Source organism: Bovifimicola ammoniilytica (genome assembly GCF_025567085.1).
GTDB classification, from domain to species: domain Bacteria; phylum Bacillota; class Clostridia; order Lachnospirales; family Lachnospiraceae; genus Bovifimicola; species Bovifimicola ammoniilytica.
This window is the reverse complement of record NZ_JAOQJN010000001.1, coordinates 303,774-322,401: the sequence shown is the minus strand read 5'-3', so window position 1 is coordinate 322,401 and position 18,628 is coordinate 303,774. Positions and strand designations below refer to the sequence as shown.

The following is an 18,628-nucleotide window of genomic DNA, read 5'->3' as shown; positions in this document are numbered from 1 at the left end:
ATTCATCTCATTTTGAATTTTTGTGTACCTCGTCTAAATTTTTTAGAGCCAAAATGGAGCCAGATATACTCTTAAAAATATACGTTATAACAATGAACTCACATATCAAAAATACTTAGTTGTGTTTCTTTTAATGACTCAACTTTTCTAATCGTTATTTTGTTACCTTCTTGAACTTGCCCACATAGAAGAGGTGACGAAGCCAATCTGCCGGGTACCATTCTTCATTATTCACAATTCTGTATAAATAAAGAACAACTCATGTGGGATTGGGGATATGCCTCACTCATTATTGGAATAAGAAAATAACTGCAAAGGAGATTTTTACTATGAAAGAAATAATTTTAGGAAATCACATACGAAAGGTTCCTTCAATTGCTGTTGGATGCATGCGCCTTTCTGAAAAATCGAAGGATGAGATGAATCGTTTTATTCATGCAGCTCTGGAACAAGGTGCATATCTCTTTGATCACGCGGATATCTACGGTGGTGGTATGAGCGAGAGCATATTCGGCGAAGCGTTCGCAGATGATTCATCCATAAAGCGTGAAGATATTTATCTTCAGTCAAAATGTGGCATCCGCCAAGGCTTCTATGATCTCTCAAAGGAGCACATTCTGAAATCTGTCGATGGCATTTTACAAAGGCTCCATACAGATTATCTTGATCTTTTGCTTCTTCACCGTCCGGATGCACTCGTAGAACCGGAAGATGTTGCTGCTGCATTTGATGTTCTTTATGAAAGCGGAAAGGTTCGCCATTTTGGAGTTTCAAACCATAAGCCGATGCAGATTGAACTGCTGCAGAAATATGTCCGCCAACCACTCGTTGTCAATCAGGTTCAGTTCAGCATCCCTGTTTCCAATCTTGTTGCAAATGGCATGGAAGTCAATATGGAAACCCCAGGTTCAATCGATCACGATGGAAGTCTGCTCGACTACTGCCGCCTCCACAATATCACTCTCCAGGCATGGTCTCCGTTTCAGATGCCGGCATGGAAAGGCTGCTTTCTCGGAAGCGACGAATACCCTGAACTGAATAAAAAACTTCATGTGATTGCCGAAAAATATAATGTCAGCGATACTACTATTGCGGCTGCGTGGATTTTACGTCATCCGGCAAATATGCAGATTGTTACCGGCACTGCAAGTGAAAGTCGCCTGAAAGAAATTATCGCGGCGTGCGATATTACTCTGACTCGTGAGGAATGGTATGAGCTGTACCTGGCGGCAGGTCATCTGCTTCCGTAGGGATTATCGATTACCAGCATTATTTTCAAAATGCTGGTAATCCTTAGAATTAGCAAGTTGTACAAAAGAATCTTCTCTTTTACGAAGTCTGGTCTCATAAACGAGATAAAGGTTCTGACAGATGCAGAGCTTGTGTTGAGCAGATCAGAGTACACGACCTCAGACGCAGTCACGCCAGCTTACTTATTAATCAGGGCTGTGATGCCTTGATGTTAGCAGACAGGCTCGGACATAAAAAGGTATCCACAACACTTAACACATACTCCCATCTGTTTCCACATAAACAGCAGGAGCTTGTGCATAGTATGGAATCATTGCAGGCAACAGATCCGCCAACACCTGAACCACCATGTGATAACCCTCTGCTTGAAGCCGCAGGTATCACATGTGAAGTGCCGCAGACTTAGAGCAACGGCTCAGATGTAACCGCCCGACCTCAGTTTGGACCTGCGTTAGTACCACCAAATACCGCATCAGGGAAAATCATCCAGATGCCACAAAGAAAGATCATATAAAAGAAATCCAGCAGTCATCAGGGTTTCTTGCTATTAAAGTTAAAGCCAACATATGAAAACGATAAAAAAAGAGTAGTTGCTATTAGTAGCTAATTAGTAGCAGAGTAAAAAAAAGTCTCGGAAGCCGCTTGTTTAGCGGGTTCCAAGACTTGTGGCTTCTATTCAAACTCGCAAGGTTTGATGTGATTTTAATTCGTTTTGGTTTATTTTCTATACCATATGGTTTCGAAAATAACGTTTTTTCCACACATTATTTTTCGTTTCACACACTTTTAGTACCAATCCAGTACCAGCTGTTATTTATCATTATTGTGTGTAGTTCCGGTGGCTTGCAGGTTGGTTTGCTATTCACAGAATAATATTCTGTCGGTTTGCTTGTCCACCTATGGAAATTATAATCTCCAAGCGATATTTCTGCAAGAAAAAGTTTTGTGGTACTAATCGTTAGTACCACGATTAATTTCTATGTACTGAGCAAAATCAATTAACTTTGCTGGCTCTCTCTTAGTAGCAATCCCTAATCGTTCCATGTCTAATTTAAAAAGTTCACTCGGATATCCATACGCATCAAATCCCTCTGGCTGGCAGATATCTCTGTTCAGATACTCACTAAGTTCCCATTGATACTTTGCTTCTTTATCCAACTTTTTATCAAAATACTGTGCATCCATTACCATTCTGTTAATGCCACCAACCGATTTCCTACCATGAGTTTTTGTTACAGTTGTATCGCCTGACATTATAAAATACTGCCCTATCTGATCCTCGGAGTATCCCATTTCCTGCATCACGCCATGAATCACACGGCTGATATACATTGCATAGTAATTCCAGTTTCTTGGTTCAATATCTGTCATTGCTATTGTATAACGATTACTGGCATTTATAATAAACAAGACATTTCTTCCTTTTATTTTCGTCAAATGTGTGTCCCTGCAGAACACACGCGAAACACCTTTGCTTTCTTCAATCTTTGTTGTTTTTAGTCGATCTTGAACTGCTTTTGTTGCGCCAATCTCCATATTTATCACCTGCTCATCTCAAGTATTCTCTTCACTTCCAGTTGTAATTCATCACTAAAGTCTGATAAATCATCATATGTAATTACTTTCAGTCTAATAAGCCGAACAATATCCCATAGCCCCTCTGACTTACTCATCTCCAGGATAACTCCAGGATGCCGCTTATCTTCTTTTATCCGTTTTTCAAGTTTCCAAAATTTATCTGATGCAGGCTTTTTATCATCATTCAAAAAATCTGCATACGCTTTAACAAGACCTTCCATATAATTTTCCTGCCAGCCTGATAATCTTTCTCGAAATAGTTTCCAATCCTTTTTGCTTATGTCCATGATTTTGAACCTCCTCAGTCTCATGTTAGTCTCAACAAATAATTTCAGAAATGAGACTGGCTTGAGACTACAACTTTATAATTCACCTGCAAATGCCGATTTTATCGCATTTTGCTATATCATAGAGTCTCACTCAGTCTCTAATCTCGTGAGACTTCGTTGAGACTAACTCTGGAATATCCTTGAGTGAATGTTTGGGTGTTACATTGAGTGCCAAATTTACTGTCATTTACTTACCTAATTTTCCATTTTCCACCATTATCCGGACCTTTTCTTTCTATGATACCTTTATCTTTTAATTCTGATATATATCTAGCAATTGTTCTATCTGTAACATCTAATGCTATTCTTAATTCATCAATAGAAATATTCGGGTTTTCCGAAATCATTTTCAGAATCTCATATGCTTTAACAAGCTTCTTCTTAGAATACTCTGGCATTAACTGCTTCATTTTTTCTTCCGAAATTTCTATGACATTTTCTATGACATTTTCTATGACATTTTCATTTGCCTGTGCTGCATAACTAGAACCATAATTCAGATTATACAAGGATTTATTTAATGTTTAAATATCTAAACCTGTTTGCATTTTTATCTATCATCCTTATTTTCATAAAAGGCTTTTTCACACCTTTCTTATAAATCACCCCACATTCACTATTGGGACTGCCTTCGAGAGTGATTTTGTCTATTTCTGAATAAGCGATTACTTTTTCTTTTCCAAACAGCCATTTATATCTGATTTTTCTGTTTTCTATAGTATATTTGTATGTGCATGTATGTATAGCTGATATGACAGAAAAAACTAGGCATACTACCCAAAACAGATATAAATCTGGTCTGTTATCTGCAACTACAATTGTCATGATTAGGAATCCTAAAAGCACCAATACTGTTACTATGGATAACCCTTTATAGAAGTTTGGTCGATAAATCACAAATTGTTCTGTATTATTTATATCTTCGGGTGGAGTTAAGTTATAGAGTTTCATCATATCCTTTTCAAACCAATCTTTGAATTTAATAGAATGTTTACTTAATAACGTAAGTCCTATTCCGTACGCTGCAAAAATGGATAGCACAATAATCATTATTACAAATCCAGTGAATGCTCTGGGCTCATTAATATTGGATGGTACAAAGAAAGCAATTAATAGCAAAATTGCAATCAAGCTTAAAGTACATCCATAAATAATACGCCTCATGAAAGTTCCTATTTCTGTTTCTTTCTTTTTCTTCTTTTTTGTATCTTCTTTATATAATTTATTACTCATCTTATACCCCTTTTAAAACAAGCTCATTATGCATACAATTCCTATTACCAGGAAAATTGAGCCAAATCCATAACCGAACAATTTTGCTTTCTTTTCCACAGAACCATTGGGGAACTCTTTATCATCAATGTGGATATAAATAGTTTTCTGGAAATTTAGATTATCAGCTATTTTGGTTACTATGGTTTCTTTTGGGGAATCATCGTATTTAAAGCAGACTTTTGACCCTTTTGGATATTTTGCAATTACCTGTTTTATAGTTTTTTCTGTGCCAATGCAGTTAGATTTTCCTTTTATCAACTCTCCATCTAACTCAAAGGATACAATGATGCGAGGTAAGCAAGGTCTGAGTTCACCGTCGTCCCACGTTTCTGTCCTGACTTTTTCTACAATACCTTCTGCATCTTTCCATGTTGAGTAGTCTGTTGGCTTAAATAATTTGAATATTCCAATAATTATGAATAAGCCTATGCTTATCATTACTAGACCACCTAATATCATTTTAAGTTACCTCCATGTTTCTATATGCTATATCTTCTTTATATGAGATACGAAATTTTTATGTAATATTTATCAAGCAGACATTTCACCCAAAAATCATTTATAAAGAATACCTGTATAATTATTCAACACATCATCTGGTTGTATGACATTCGATACCATCGAAATCTCCAGTTTGTAGATAGTATTTAAATCGCCAACTGCTCCTTCAACCGGAGTATATCTGTCAATATAAACATTGGTCTTCTTTTTTGTCGTAATAGCCAATGCCACATAGTCATCCGTAGTAACCAGTTTATAATAAACATCTTCATCCGGAAAACTCTCACGTGCTCTGCGCACTATATTAGCAAAATTATAACGCTCGGATTCCTCTCCTAATGGTTCTTCTCCACCATCAATTGCAGTCTGAAGTTCTTCAAGTACCTTCACTGTTCTGTCGTCATTTTTTCTGTTGTCAGCAATTGACTGAATAGTGGTTCCCAGACAGATTACTAGAATGATAGCAGCCATAATAGCTAGTGCTGAAACAGCTCCGATTACGATTTCTCGTTTCTTTTTCTTCTTTTCAATCTCCGTTAACTGTGTAGCTGCAAACTGCCGCGAAAAAGTATCAGCATGCTCATTTCCATAGGCAATAAATGCCTCTTCTGTATTATATCCTGGATACATCTGGTAGATCTGGTTTTCTGAACAAAACTTCTCCATCCGCCAATAAAATGGAATATACCATGAGGTATATTTTCTACGTCGAACAAAAAATATAAGCAGCCCTATTACAATTATAGAAAAATATCCTGTCATAAGAATTGCGTCTTCCAATCCTTGTATACGAGAGGCTTCTTTCTCCGGTATAACTGCGATGATACTGTAATCTCCACTATCTTCATCCTTAGACCAGTAAGTGTTAAGACGTCCTCCGTAAGACCATCCAGTGGGATCTACCCCAAGATCAGTCAATGAATAGACAACGTGCTTTCCTTTATTCGGATCCTTAACAGATAATGTAAGTCCATCCTCCTGAACTACACCTGTCACAGTCATAGTTCCTTTTAATTGCTGGCCTGTTGCAGCTTTAATCGCATCAAATCTAAGACCAAACCCAAAAAACCATACACATGTGAGAACAAAGTTAAGAACAATAAAATGAATCAAGCTTGCCCAAAGATTGTATCTCAAAGATTTTTCTAACTGTTCTCTTTCTGAAGAAGGGATGCCTGGCATGGTAATATACCAGGAAGCAATCATTTCTCGTCTTGTTTCATTTTCATTTGCGCGTTTGATATTAGCAGCATCTCGTACAGTTGTTGCCACCCCCATAAGCACACTCCTTTCAAATTCACATTTGCCGATTTTCAATCAGCGGAGGATTTTCAAAGATAACTTCTCGACAAACTAAACTTGAATTTAAAAAATTATCTTATTCCTATTTTCTAATAATTACATCTGAAATTTATTCCTATTTTTTATTTTTACAATATCTCCCTTTTTTATCTGGTCTTTTGAAATTCCTCTTAATCCCAGTCCAACATGTTCAGTAGCATATGCTGCATTATTGGGCTTTCTGTCTTTTGTATGAATATCAATTGCAGTTATAGTAGTTTCATATCTAGCCACAGTTGCAATTTCTCCTACTCTGCACATTCCTGTATTAATCATTCCATTAACAACAGTACCTACTCCAATAATTACAAAAGTATCATCAACTGTTAAAGTAAAATCTTCTTTCAGGCATTTTTGCACATTTATTTTTGACATATACTCCAACTCTTTTTCTTTAGGTTCCACAAATTCACTTTTACCTGTTACATAAGTTATACTTTCGTCCATTCTTGGTATGTAACCCTGTCATAAAGTCAGAAATTGTTCTTTCACTTATAGGAGAAATTCGAGGGGATAAACGGAACTGTTTTTTTCTAAACAATAGTATGTAAATGTTTACGACAAACTGGAAGTTTTCTCTTTTTATAATAACATGATTTTTTCTTTTATTAAAATTTTTAATATTTATATTCACATTTATATTCATTTTAATATTCGTCTTTAAAATCCATAATAAATACATTAAAATCTAAGTATTATTCAATTTCCTTCAATGCTTCCGCCATGTTGATTTTCTTTGTTTTAACAGTAAGCACACTATCCACTATGACCGTAAACAATAATGTAATAAGAATTGCCAATACGAAGCTTGACGGTGCCAGTCTGTAACCGAAATAGAATGTACTGATTTTTATCTGATTCATTACATACATCAATAAAACTATTCCAAGTGGAATTCCACATATTGAGCTAATTATGGTTAATATAATATTCTCTCTAAATACGTATGAATTCTGCTCTCTATTGTAAAAACCCAGAACCTTCAGCGTTGCAATCTCACGAATACGTTCCATAATAGTAATGTTTGTCAAATTGTATAAAACAATAAATGCAAGTGCACCAGCACATACAAGTACAATAAGTACAATATAATTCATACTTTCAAGCATACTTTCAACATTTTCTTTTAAGTCGTTTGTAATTGATACCGACGCTACTCCATCTATATTCATTATATCAGCCCCAGCCTTATGTTCATCCACTCCATTCTTAAAATTCACATATGCAGTATTAATACCAGGCTCATATCCCCAGCCTTCCTTACACGTTTCGCAGTTTACATAAATATAATCTCCCATATAGTTATCAAATATATCAGATACAATGAGACTCATACTATTGTACTCACTATCCTTGACCTCTATAACATCTCCAGCCTCAATGCCCATTTCCTCCGCAAGTCGGTAATTAATAACTGCCTCGCCTTTATCCGGCCATTCTATTTGCTTATTTTTCTTATGAAGATTAATAAATGCTGACATATCATCATTATAAGCTACCATTACCAAAGATGCTGTTTCATTATTTTTTGAAATTTCCACATTACTACTGTGAACTAAAACAATATCATCGGCAAAATCACTACACTGTTCTAAAAAATAATTCTTATTAGAATTATCCTGATTGGAAATAAACTTTACCGATGCATCATATAGGCTTATTTCCTCATACTGACGTTTAACAATAGGTTTGATGGTATCTCGTATACCAAAACCAGCCAGAAGAAGTGCTGTACACCCGCCAATACCAATTATCATCATAAACATTCTCTTTTTATATCGAAAAATATTTCTGATTGATACCTTATGTAAAAACTTTAGACGTTTCCATATAAATCCTATATATTCAAGAAAAATCCTTTTTCCTGCGGCCGGTGCCTTAGAACGCACAAGTTGTGCTGCACTTTCCTTTAAATCCTTGTGACATACTATCCAGGTTGCCCCTAGTGAACATAACAGGTACAATGCGAAGCATCCGAAAAACAACTTCCAGTCCAGAACAAATTCAATAGGTCGATCAATGTTATACATAATATGATATACCTTCCAAAGTACCATTGGCATAACCTTAGAACCCACTAAAAATCCTATAATGCTGCCTATTGCTGATGCACTTCCTGCATATACCATATACTGTGAAATAACTACGGTATCACTATATCCCATTGCTTTAAGAATACCATTGTGTGTACGTTGCTCACTAACCATTCTTGTCATAGTGGTAATGCACACAAGTGCAGCCACAAGGAAAAAGAATACAGGAAAAACCTTTGACACACCTGACACAATCGCCGTATCATTTTCAAAACTTGCATATCCAATATTGCTACTACGGTCAAAAACAAAAAATGCAGGAGTATACTGTGAAGCAGCCTCTCCATATAATTGTTTAGCACGTACTCCGATACATCTTTCCAATGTAGTATCAATACTCTTTTTCATTGATTCTATTCTGTCCTTGTATTCCTCAGAATAAATATCCCCTGAATCAGTTATTGTCAGGTAGATTTCAGAATAATAATCAGCTGTAAATGCCTCCGGCAGAACATACATAAATCCCGATACGCTTCCTCCTGCCAATGATGTAGTACCACGCTGAAAATTTATATACTCAGATGAATTGCAAATACCCACCACTGTATATTCATTACTTGAAAATGCACCTAATGTTTCCTCTGTATTGCTGTCAGAAAGTACTACCTTATCACCTATATTTTCTTTTGCATAATATCGTGCATCCAGCAGACATTCATGTTCATTTTCAGGTAACCTTCCATATATAACATCCAGTCCGTTAACACCATCAAGGATTGAATGTGCGTGATATACCCTGTCTGAACCATCCTCTCCTATGTATATTAAGTCAGCACTAACTGAACCAATACTTTTCTCAATTCCGTCAAGCTTTTGAAATTCTTCAACATCCGCGTCAGTAAATCCTAATGTACTAATCAGCTTAAAATCATACAGATTCATCTCATCCAAGTATTTATCAGCCGTTTTTATCATTGATTCTTCTGCAACACGAAGTCCTGCAAAAAAACCAACCCCCAATGCAATGATAGCTAATATTGCTATATAACGTCCCAACGAGTCTTTTATTGTACGAAAAATTGATTTTTTTATCATATATTATTTACCATTCTATCTCTTCTATTGATTTTCTGTTTTCATTTTTTCTCTGTTCGACAACTGTTCCGTTTTTAACACATATTACCCTGTCAGCCATTGCTGTCAATGCACTATTATGTGTAATAATCACAACTGTCATCCCCGTAGCCTGGCTTGTGTCCTGCAGCAATTTCAATACCTGTTTACCTGTAACATAATCTAATGCTCCCGTTGGCTCATCACAAAGTAAAAGTTTGGGATTTTTAGCAAGGGCTCGTGCTATTGACACACGTTGCTGCTCACCACCAGAAAGCTGTGCCGGAAAGTTCACCGCCCTATCCTTCAATCCAACCTGTTCAAGAGTCTCCATTGGGTCAAGAGGATTACGGCAAAGCTGTGTTGCCATTTCAACATTTTCAAGAGCTGTAAGATTCTGTATCAAATTGTAAAATTGAAATACAAAGCCAACATCATGGCGGCGGTAAGTTGTGAGTTCTCTTTTAGAGTAGCCTGATATATCCTTGCCATCTACAACTACACTTCCTGTAGTCAATGTATCCATCCCTCCAAGAATATTAAGAAGAGTTGTTTTACCGGCTCCGGATGGACCAACTATTACACATATTTCTCCCTTATCAATACAAAACGAAGCATCATGTAATGCTTTTATCTCTACCTCACCCATATTATATATTTTGTTTACATTATTAAATTCTACAAAATGTTCCATGCTTTGTCCTTCTATATATTTTTTATCTGCATTTGTCCTAAATAGTTTCTTTCATTTCAGGTCAGGCAAACCAAAATGCCAACTTATAGGCTTACTACTTATAAATTATATCATAGAAAAAACTATAGTTAAATATTTTTTTTTGGAATTTGAATTGATCCAATCTTTATTTTTGTTTTCAACCGGGGTGTGAAAGGCGCTGCGTCGGCAACTATTTCAGGTCAGATAATTAATGCAATCATATGGTGCAAAATCAATATACGGTTCAGATATTCCCCGAGAAGGAGAACTCCTGGCACTCATACCAGAAGATATTCTTCCATCTATGCAGCTGAACATCTGCAAGACATTTGCCGTTGTGGATGTGGAACAGGTAACACTTACTCCAAAGACAAACCGAAGTAAGCGCATCGTGACAATTCCGGAGTTCCTTTACAATGAAATAGAGGAACACATTTCCAAACTGTATGAGATAAAGAAGAATGACAGAATATTTATGTTCACGAAATCTTCGCTCATCGGAGAAATCAAAACGCTCGCCGCCAAAGCTGGTGTAAAGCAAATCCGTGTACATGACCTGCGACACTCTCATGCAAGTATGCTGATCAACATGGGATTTGATATTTTGGAAATCTCGAGAAGACTTGGACACGAATCAGCAAAAACCACAATGGATACCTACGGACATTTGTATCCGGACAAAGATGTGAAATTAGCATCACGGCTGAATGAAGCTTTTGGAAATGATGTTAATAATGGTCCCGTAACATCACCTTAACATCACAAAGAAAATTAAAACCGCCTAACCCCCAGTGTTTTCAAGGGATAAGGCGATTTTCTGCGTTATTCAAACTCGACTTTTCCTAACTAATTTTGTTTAGAAATTATTCTCTGCCGAGTATGTAAATCCTTTGATTATTTGATATATCCATATTATCCTGCCTATATAAGCTAATGTTATCATTTTGTTATCAGTATTGATAACACTTGCTCAGTAGCTGTGGATAATAGCTATATGCTATGGCTTAAATTATAAGCGAGTTTGCTTAGAAAATCAAGCCTTGTAAAATATTTAGCATACTGTATTTTTCTATTCAGATACCATCTTAATTTGCACTATCTATGCTAACCGAAACAACAAAGTGCTTGACATTCACAAGTGTTTGCTGTTTACACTTCGGACAGTAGAGTGGAAAGTTATTTAATTCGGTATCTTCTTGCATCATCGTTCGGGTTTTATTTCCACAGATAGGACATAGAACTCATTTTATAGTTTCCATATTTTTCTCAATCCTTACTTCTAAATATTATCCTACTAAATTTATAAAATTTATCGCAACGGTTTTTAAGTTTTTGCTTCTTGATTACTTAACGGCGGAAAAAGAATGTTTTCACATATGGCTGTTGTTTACATGTCATTTTTTTGTTTTTTTAATTCTATACCCACCAGTACAACAGATAGTACAAACGCTGAAAAATCAGCAACAGGCCCCGCAAGCAATACTCCCATAATTCCGAAACGAAGCGGGAGCAGCAGGGTAAGCGGAATCAACAAAAAGGTCTGCCTTGTTAATGCCAACAGAGCACCTCTTAACGATTTTCCTATTGCGGTAAAAAAACTGGAAGAAAGCAACTGCACACCATTTACCAACACCATGAAAAGATAGGTACGCATGAACAAAACAGCAAATTCAAAATACAGCTCGTCCCCATCTCCGAACAGCGAAATGATAGATTGTGGGAAAAATTGAAATGCGATGAAAGCAATAGTGGAAACTACAAGGTTCCATTTTACCGCAAGCAGGTAAGCCTCCCGTACACGATGGTATTGCCTTGCCCCATAGTTGAAGCCGATAATCGGCTGTGTTCCCTGCGAGATTCCTACAACAATCGCAAGGATTATGGCATTTGTTTTCATAACGATTCCGCAAGCAGCTAAGGGAATATCTGTTCCATATTTTGTTAATGCGCCGTAATAAGTCAACGAATTGTACTGAATGATTTGAATCACGGTAACTGCAATCTGATTTGAGCTGCTGCTGATTCCCATGCTGCAAATTTTCATGCTTTCTTTGATGTCCAATAAAAACGACTCTTTTTCAAAATGGATTGTTTGGAAACGCCATAGATAACGGAGTGCGAGTATGAAGGAAAAAATTTGCCCAATAACTGTTGCCCAAGCTGCGCCGGCAATTCCCCAATCGCAAGCAAAAATAAAAATAGGGTCAAGAATGGTATTGATAATAGCTCCCATAACCATGCAAACCATTGAATACTTTGGTTTTCCATCTGCTCGAATCAAATTGCTCATACCATTCGTTACAATAAGAAACGGCATTCCAATCAATGTTATGCTGGCATACTGCTTTGCATATGGAAATACATCTGTCGTTGCCCCAAATGCCTTTAGTAGCAAAGACAGAAAAGCTTCACCAACCAACAAATAAATAATTCCGAAAATTCCCATCAAAACAATACCATTTCCCGCTGCTTTAGCGGCAGCTTTCGGCTCTTTGCATCCAAGACAGAGGGAAACACGGGAAGCACTGCCGATTCCAACCAGCAGTGCAATAGCAAGGCAGATGGTAGAGAACGGATAGGCAACATTGGTTGCTGCATTTCCCAGATAACCGACCCCTTGACCAATAAAAATCTGATCCACAATATTGTAGATTGAGCCGACAAGAGACGCAATAATACTGGGAATGGCAAAATCTTTCAACAGTTTTGAAATTTTTTCATATCCTAGGGGATTCTCAGTCATTAAATTCATCCCCCTTTCTTTCTATACGGAGTTCCGCTGTAATATTTTCACCTGCCTGAATCAGCAAATCAATAAAGAGGTTTTTATCAGATTCCCTGAAGCCTTGCAATAAAAGATCTTCTGTCTTTTCACATACCGTCTGTACCTCATCAATTACAGACAGCGCACGTTCCGTAGGATACAGCTTACACGTCCGCTTATCCTTATCATTTGGGGAACGCATAATCATTCCCTGCTTTTCTAATGCCGCAACTGTCCGTACAATATTGCTCGGATGAACATAAAACATATCCATTAAAGAATCCTGTAAAATGCCAGGCGAATGACAGATTTTAATCAAAAACATATATTGACTGTTGTTGATTCCAAAGGGGGCAAGCTGTTTATCCAAATAGATTTTGTAAAATCGGTCTGTTACTGAAAGCCATTTTAATAGTTGCATAGATATATACCTCCAATCAGAACGTATTATACCTCAATATGCGTGCGCACGCAACTACTTTTAGCATTATATCTGCCGCTTTGTCCTCCTAAACACAAATCAATTTCTGCCTGCTTTGATGGAAACAGGCTGCAAAACTCACCACCGAAGAAATCAGCAAAAGACAAACTAAAAACCGATTGACAAGAACGCAAAAAACGCCCTTAGCCATGAGTTACTACCCACAGCTAAGGGCGTTTCTAATATGGATTTATCACAGTCACACAAACCACTTTAAAATCATTCCTCGACCTGCAAACCACTTATCCGTAAGAATAATCGCACTTGCGTAACCGTTATCAATTTGTTATCAAAAGACCTTTTGTAATGCCGCAAACCCGCATAAACGCTGGATTTGCTAAGCATTTTTGTTTATTCAAACTCTTCCCGAGGGAAGTATCATCAAATCGAAAATGCTGATTTTATGCGACATTCCACCACATCCGTTTCATCTAATGTTACTCTTTTCATATCGTTTTCAAAAACTTTAGTATCAAATTAGTTGCAATAATTCAATATTGCTTCTACAAAATCAATGGCAGATATAATCTACTTTTACTACTAAAAACGTTCAATTCAATGAATTCTAAATTCATCTAATAGTACAGCAGCCTTCTCGTCTCTTATTTCTGTCAATGCTAACAGTATGTTCTCATACGCATTAATCAGTTTCTCATCTTTTTTTATTTCATCGCTATAGAATATAAAAGATTTCAAGATAATCATATCAACTATCACCTGTGAATCTTTTATATCTTTTGCAAACTGTTCTTTATTATTTCTAATAGCTTTTGTAAAGCACGAACTAATAGAGATCAAAATTTCCGGTAACAGCTCACTAATATTAAGCAAATATAATGTATATAGAACATCCAACAAATGATTGTGGCCATACTTTTCAATTTGCGTATTCAAAAAGCACTTATCTCTATAACTATATTCTGTCTTAACCTTGTTTACATCCCATCTATTATATCTCCCTTTGCAAAGGAACAGCCTCTTTTCGAGTGTATTTCTTACATAGCCTTCTGGAATGTTATTTACATAGATTTCAAGAGTATGTAACTTCTTCTCAATATCAGCTCTCTTACCCTTCTCCCTAAATCCATCAACATATGACACCAAAAAGCCACTAAGAACATCTTCATAAAAGTCCAATGTATCTCTGGTAAATATCGAAAAGTCAGTTCCTTTAAACAGAATATCATAAACAGCTTCTGGATTTCGTCCTATAATATTCAATTCTCTTTGAAAATAAGAGGATACTTTATGTTCTTGAAATGTGTCAATTATTTCATGAGCCCGCATTTCTTTACAGTTTTTATGCCATATTTCAATCATACATTGCACAATCGAACTAATAACTATGGCAAATTCCTCATCTTCTGTATCCAATCCACAACATGCAATATTACAGAGAAGGTCTATATCATAATTACTGATATCAAACTCAGAAAGATCTCCCCCCTTACCATCATACAAATATTCTTGAATTATTTCAGACCTCTTATTTTGATATTCATTCCCCTTATTTTCTCTAATCCAATAATCCACGCCACGTAATTTAGGAACCATATTAGGAATGAATTCATACTCAGCATCATTATGATTTTTTATATATACAGCATTAAACTTCTGGTGATTCATTTCATCTTCTGCAAGCATAATAATTGTATTAAAAACCCTACTTGCATAATTCCTATTTTTTCCCAAAAAATAATATGTTAATTCTGCCAATTGACTAATCAATCCTGATTTTTCATCATTAACAATACTCTCTAATATCATTATCAAAATCTGCTTTTTAAGATCATTATTTATATTCTTATTTAATTGTTCCCACAATACAATTACCATATTAACTTCTGCAACATAAGATTGGTTTGAAAATATTTTCTTTACACGCTTAATCCATTCTTCGACTAGTTTATTTCGCTGTTCATCCGTAATATCGCACATTATCAATGCAGACGCGATAAATGTTACAAGTACTTTCTCGAACTGCATTTCAATACGATAATCATCTTTCATCTTTTCACAAAGAATATCAATCACTGTAATAACTTGACCAGCATTAGCCTTTTTATCATTAATATCCTCTAACAAATGATTTATAATTTTGTTCAACTGCAATATTGGTTCGTTTGCATTTTCATTATTCTTAACAATCTTTTGTGCTTCTCCCTTGATCTGCGGTTCAATCATTATTGTCTTTTCATCTATTTTTGTCACAGCAACATCACGAAAATCCATTTTTTGGATCTGCAAATTCTCATTAGAATACGTTTTTTCATCATATATAGAATATAAGTAATCTAAAATAACATGACATCTGTTTTTTATTCCATCATCTCCATAAAGATACGAATTAGCAAAGTATTGTTGCAAATTACATGCACACTTTTCATCTTTCTCATATCGCCTGGTTATTTCTGGAACTCCCATTGATAGCATCATGTGTTTTTCCAACAATTCTTTTGTCGGATTAGAAATAAATTCGCCACTACGATGAATATCAAAATATATTAATTCCATACTGGATGCTAATTCTAATGCATATCCCGGCATTTCTTTTTGATAATTCATCCCTATAGCCTCAATAATAGACAAAAGCAATACGTTGTTTGCCTTTTCATATATAGTATTCTTAACGTATTCTGCTAAGCCTTTAATATATGCACTTTCAGAAGAATTTCTCATAGAATTAATAACAGTCTTCTTTATTACAAAAACAATGTCCGTCAATACCACCGGAAGGTTATGTTCCATGATATCTGCCATCCACAACCATCCATTACCCAAATACACTCTTTTCTTGTTTTCCTTTGGAAAAAAAATTTCTATATTTGTTATCTCATCTGGCTTATTCTCTGCAAATGTCTGTACTGCATTATTAACAAATGATATTGCCCACTCAAGGCCTTTTACGAAGTCACATCTCATAACATACCAGAAAAAAGTGTTATTATACACACCGTTTTCATTATTGTCGAAGTGATTTGCATTGTCAGATAGACCATACGCTCTCACATTATTATGGTCATATCCATCATACCTAAAATGCTTTCTTGACACTCTTTGTCCCCATAATGTTTCCGCTGATTTACATGCCAATTCGGGTAATTCCATAGCAAATAAAAGTGGACATTTTTTCACAACCGCCTTTAGAATCTCTTCAGCAACACTGTCCCTTCTACTAGTTCCAGAGCAATATTCTACTATCATATTTTCAACAAATTCTTTCAGCCATGACTTAGATGACTTGGCCATTTTGGCAACAATAAGGAAAAGCTGCACAATCTCTTCATCATGTTGATAATATGATTTTTCTTCTTTACTCTTTTCTATTAGCTCGTCAATATATCTAATTATTATTTTGTATGCTTTTTCTTCAGTATCCGCAGTTTTATAAAAACAATTTGCATAATCATCACACAGCTTAATAATAGAAGTTCTATTTTTATCTAAACTTATGCGTTCTTCAAAAACCATACCAATTAAATTTTCACGTGCCGCTCCTATCGGTGTTACATTCATTATTAATGCTGGTGAATGATTAATTTTCGCCTCAAATGCATATAAGTTTGTTATATCTAACAATTCTTCAACCACTGTTTCATCGAGTAACTCCTGAAATTCCTTGAAAAACAATCCACAGTATTTTGATTTTACTATCCCAATTTCTGTTTGCTTTTTCCATTTTGCTTCAATATTATTATCCGTTAACAGTGTATATACAAATTTCTCGCGAGCCTCCTGTACAAACAGTTTGTTAGATATCCAAATCTGGTATCGCCTATATATGCAACGTCCGATTTTCTCTATTTCATCAAAAAAAACATTATACGACCCATGACATGCATCAAACGCCTTATCTATATATCGTTCAAAACAAATATCTTCGAAAATATCATATTTCAAACGAATCTTATTCCTGCTTTCGACAATAATTCCTTCTGATTTCAATGCTTCTAGAATATCGCTATCTACAATATCACTATCAACACCAACAACAAAACGACTAGCACGTTCAAAAACAATGCGCTCAACAGTTTTTCTAACATCACTTTGTAAGACACCATATTTTTTGCACTTGTCTTTTAAACAGATGATTCTTTCCCATATGAGATTTCTAAAATTATTCTCGTCGTTAATATTTTCTTCTACAAATCCTCCCGATACAATTAAATTGAGATAAAATGGCACACATAATAAATCCGAATATTTTTTATTCTGCTGTAAGGATAAAATAATGGGATAACTTTTAGCAACCTTATCAATCTCATTTTTCGCCAAATCCGGAATCTCGTATGTTTTGATTCTATATTTTGTATTAATCTTCATAAACGCAGAACTATCAGTAGTTCTACATGAAGTAATAATATATACATTGCTGTATTTATCTGCAAGCCTATATATCTCCTGCAACAACGTAAATGCATTGTCACCACAATCTGCAATAAATTCGATAGCATCAATAAATATATACAGCGGTTTATTTTCTAACCACAAGATTGCATCCTCTACATCACAATCCCACAATTCGTTTACTTTCTTTCCTGTGGACAAATTCTCTGCTCGCGTGACTAATACGTATTCTTTTCCCTTTAACAGTTTTTTGCATACAACTGATTTACCAGAACCAGCATTTCCCTGTATCGATACTAATTTTTCTCGTCCTGCCTGTATCGTTTCAATAATTTCTGACCTGTCAATTTCATATTCACCGTTAATAAGCTCTTCAATATTTTCAAGTTCAATTTCTTTACTTATTTCAATCGCACGCAAAAACTTTTTAATGTTTTCCTTATGAGGTTGTTCTTCTATCACCCCCAGCTTATCCATTATCTTGGAAAAATCCGATGATAGCGTGTTATGTAGTGTTCTTTCACCGCTTGACATAAGGGACTTCGTATGCTCATTATATGCGTATAAAATATCCTCAATAATCTGAGTCATTTGCTTCTTTTCCTCATTCCCTATACGCAGCTCTCTATTCTGCTCAAAAAAGCCCCGAATGATTTCTTGTATTTCTTCCTCTGAAAAAATATGATCCTTATATTTATCCCCCATATCAGTTTTAAATCTATCAAGGCAAGCCTGAACTAAAGGATCATCTGAATCCCAATTATTGATATCAATCTCTTTTCTTTTTAACTTGTCTTTTACAATTAATACCCAACTTCTTCCTGCCTCTTCTAAAGTAACAATAGAACTAAGCAATCCAATTGCCGCCATTAGATCCATTCGTCAATTACCTTCTCTCTT

At 35.6% G+C, this 18,628-nt stretch carries 15 protein-coding genes and 1 pseudogene; 3 read left to right on the top strand and 13 right to left on the bottom strand.

Features of this window, described 5'->3' with window-relative positions; translation table 11 throughout:
* The first annotated feature begins 329 nt into the window (after positions 1-329).
* Positions 330-1,250, top strand: coding sequence for an aldo/keto reductase (locus tag OCV48_RS01445; RefSeq protein WP_262558574.1), 921 nt, complete (start codon positions 330-332; stop codon positions 1,248-1,250).
* Between the two features lie 143 nt (positions 1,251-1,393).
* Positions 1,394-1,513, top strand: a pseudogene (locus OCV48_RS14010) (tyrosine-type recombinase/integrase); the annotation flags it as partial.
* Between the two features lie 689 nt (positions 1,514-2,202).
* Here OCV48_RS14010 and OCV48_RS01440 read toward each other — a convergent pair.
* The 9 genes from OCV48_RS01440 to OCV48_RS01400 all read right to left on the bottom strand — a co-directional run bounded on the left by OCV48_RS01440 (position 2,203) and on the right by OCV48_RS01400 (position 10,115).
* A complete protein-coding gene (locus tag OCV48_RS01440; RefSeq protein ID WP_147590927.1) occupies positions 2,203-2,787 on the bottom strand; it encodes a DUF6933 domain-containing protein in 585 nt (194 codons plus the stop codon).
* A gap of 5 nt (positions 2,788-2,792) precedes the next feature.
* Positions 2,793-3,116, bottom strand: a complete 324-nt coding sequence (locus OCV48_RS01435; RefSeq protein WP_147590926.1) for a hypothetical protein — start codon at positions 3,114-3,116, stop codon at positions 2,793-2,795.
* A gap of 233 nt (positions 3,117-3,349) precedes the next feature.
* Complete coding sequence (locus OCV48_RS01430) at positions 3,350-3,568, bottom strand: winged helix-turn-helix transcriptional regulator (RefSeq protein WP_262558572.1); 219 nt, start codon at positions 3,566-3,568, stop codon at positions 3,350-3,352.
* A 103-nt stretch (positions 3,569-3,671) separates the two neighbouring features.
* Complete coding sequence (locus OCV48_RS01425; protein ID WP_147590925.1) at positions 3,672-4,391, bottom strand: hypothetical protein; 720 nt, start codon at positions 4,389-4,391, stop codon at positions 3,672-3,674.
* A gap of 12 nt (positions 4,392-4,403) precedes the next feature.
* Positions 4,404-4,892 (bottom strand): hypothetical protein, encoded by a 489-nt coding sequence (locus OCV48_RS01420; protein WP_147590924.1) that lies wholly within the window; start codon positions 4,890-4,892, stop codon positions 4,404-4,406.
* A 96-nt stretch (positions 4,893-4,988) separates the two neighbouring features.
* The gene (locus OCV48_RS01415) at positions 4,989-6,212 is read right to left on the bottom strand and encodes a hypothetical protein (protein WP_147590923.1); all 1,224 of its coding nucleotides are present in this window, start codon (positions 6,210-6,212) and stop codon (positions 4,989-4,991) included.
* A gap of 120 nt (positions 6,213-6,332) precedes the next feature.
* Positions 6,333-6,722, bottom strand: a complete 390-nt coding sequence (locus tag OCV48_RS01410; RefSeq protein ID WP_147590922.1) for a translation elongation factor EF1A family protein — start codon at positions 6,720-6,722, stop codon at positions 6,333-6,335.
* Between the two features lie 248 nt (positions 6,723-6,970).
* Positions 6,971-9,403, bottom strand: a complete 2,433-nt coding sequence (locus tag OCV48_RS01405; RefSeq protein ID WP_147590921.1) for an ABC transporter permease — start codon at positions 9,401-9,403, stop codon at positions 6,971-6,973.
* A 7-nt stretch (positions 9,404-9,410) separates the two neighbouring features.
* Entirely contained in the window at positions 9,411-10,115 is a 705-nt protein-coding gene (locus tag OCV48_RS01400) for an ABC transporter ATP-binding protein (RefSeq protein ID WP_147590920.1), read from the bottom strand.
* Between the two features lie 232 nt (positions 10,116-10,347).
* On the opposite strand from OCV48_RS01400, the gene OCV48_RS01395 reads away from it, so the two are divergent.
* On the top strand, positions 10,348-10,893 hold the full coding sequence (locus tag OCV48_RS01395; protein ID WP_147590919.1) for a site-specific integrase: 546 nt from the start codon (positions 10,348-10,350) through the stop codon (positions 10,891-10,893).
* A gap of 328 nt (positions 10,894-11,221) precedes the next feature.
* Here the strand turns inward: OCV48_RS01395 and OCV48_RS01390 are convergent, their stop codons facing one another.
* The 4 genes from OCV48_RS01390 to OCV48_RS01375 all read right to left on the bottom strand — a co-directional run bounded on the left by OCV48_RS01390 (position 11,222) and on the right by OCV48_RS01375 (position 18,607).
* The gene (locus OCV48_RS01390; RefSeq protein ID WP_262558623.1) at positions 11,222-11,365 is read right to left on the bottom strand and encodes a cysteine-rich KTR domain-containing protein; all 144 of its coding nucleotides are present in this window, start codon (positions 11,363-11,365) and stop codon (positions 11,222-11,224) included.
* Positions 11,366-11,523: 158 nt separating this feature from the next.
* Complete coding sequence (locus OCV48_RS01385; RefSeq protein ID WP_394803208.1) at positions 11,524-12,879, bottom strand: MATE family efflux transporter; 1,356 nt, start codon at positions 12,877-12,879, stop codon at positions 11,524-11,526.
* Positions 12,872-13,321, bottom strand: a complete 450-nt coding sequence (locus OCV48_RS01380) for a MarR family winged helix-turn-helix transcriptional regulator (RefSeq protein WP_147590917.1) — start codon at positions 13,319-13,321, stop codon at positions 12,872-12,874. The genes OCV48_RS01385 and OCV48_RS01380 overlap by 8 nt, the downstream gene beginning before the upstream one ends.
* A gap of 615 nt (positions 13,322-13,936) precedes the next feature.
* Complete coding sequence (locus OCV48_RS01375) at positions 13,937-18,607, bottom strand: hypothetical protein (RefSeq protein WP_147590916.1); 4,671 nt, start codon at positions 18,605-18,607, stop codon at positions 13,937-13,939.
* Positions 18,608-18,628: the final 21 nt, after the last annotated feature.

Coding starts and splice junctions, on each gene's coding strand:
- OCV48_RS01375 (WP_147590916.1), bottom strand. CDS start 18,607: ATGGATCTAATGGCGGCAATTGGATTGCTTAGTTCTATTGTTACTTTA.
- OCV48_RS01395 (WP_147590919.1), top strand. CDS start 10,348: ATGCAATCATATGGTGCAAAATCAATATACGGTTCAGATATTCCCCGA.
- OCV48_RS01445 (WP_262558574.1), top strand. CDS start 330: ATGAAAGAAATAATTTTAGGAAATCACATACGAAAGGTTCCTTCAATT.
- OCV48_RS01440 (WP_147590927.1), bottom strand. CDS start 2,787: ATGGAGATTGGCGCAACAAAAGCAGTTCAAGATCGACTAAAAACAACA.
- OCV48_RS01385 (WP_394803208.1), bottom strand. CDS start 12,879: ATGACTGAGAATCCCCTAGGATATGAAAAAATTTCAAAACTGTTGAAA.
- OCV48_RS01405 (WP_147590921.1), bottom strand. CDS start 9,403: ATGATAAAAAAATCAATTTTTCGTACAATAAAAGACTCGTTGGGACGT.
- OCV48_RS01420 (WP_147590924.1), bottom strand. CDS start 4,892: ATGATATTAGGTGGTCTAGTAATGATAAGCATAGGCTTATTCATAATT.
- OCV48_RS01400 (WP_147590920.1), bottom strand. CDS start 10,115: ATGGAACATTTTGTAGAATTTAATAATGTAAACAAAATATATAATATG.
- OCV48_RS01430 (WP_262558572.1), bottom strand. CDS start 3,568: ATGAAGCAGTTAATGCCAGAGTATTCTAAGAAGAAGCTTGTTAAAGCA.
- OCV48_RS01380 (WP_147590917.1), bottom strand. CDS start 13,321: ATGCAACTATTAAAATGGCTTTCAGTAACAGACCGATTTTACAAAATC.
- OCV48_RS01425 (WP_147590925.1), bottom strand. CDS start 4,391: ATGAGTAATAAATTATATAAAGAAGATACAAAAAAGAAGAAAAAGAAA.
- OCV48_RS01410 (WP_147590922.1), bottom strand. CDS start 6,722: ATGGACGAAAGTATAACTTATGTAACAGGTAAAAGTGAATTTGTGGAA.
- OCV48_RS01415 (WP_147590923.1), bottom strand. CDS start 6,212: ATGGGGGTGGCAACAACTGTACGAGATGCTGCTAATATCAAACGCGCA.
- OCV48_RS01435 (WP_147590926.1), bottom strand. CDS start 3,116: ATGGACATAAGCAAAAAGGATTGGAAACTATTTCGAGAAAGATTATCA.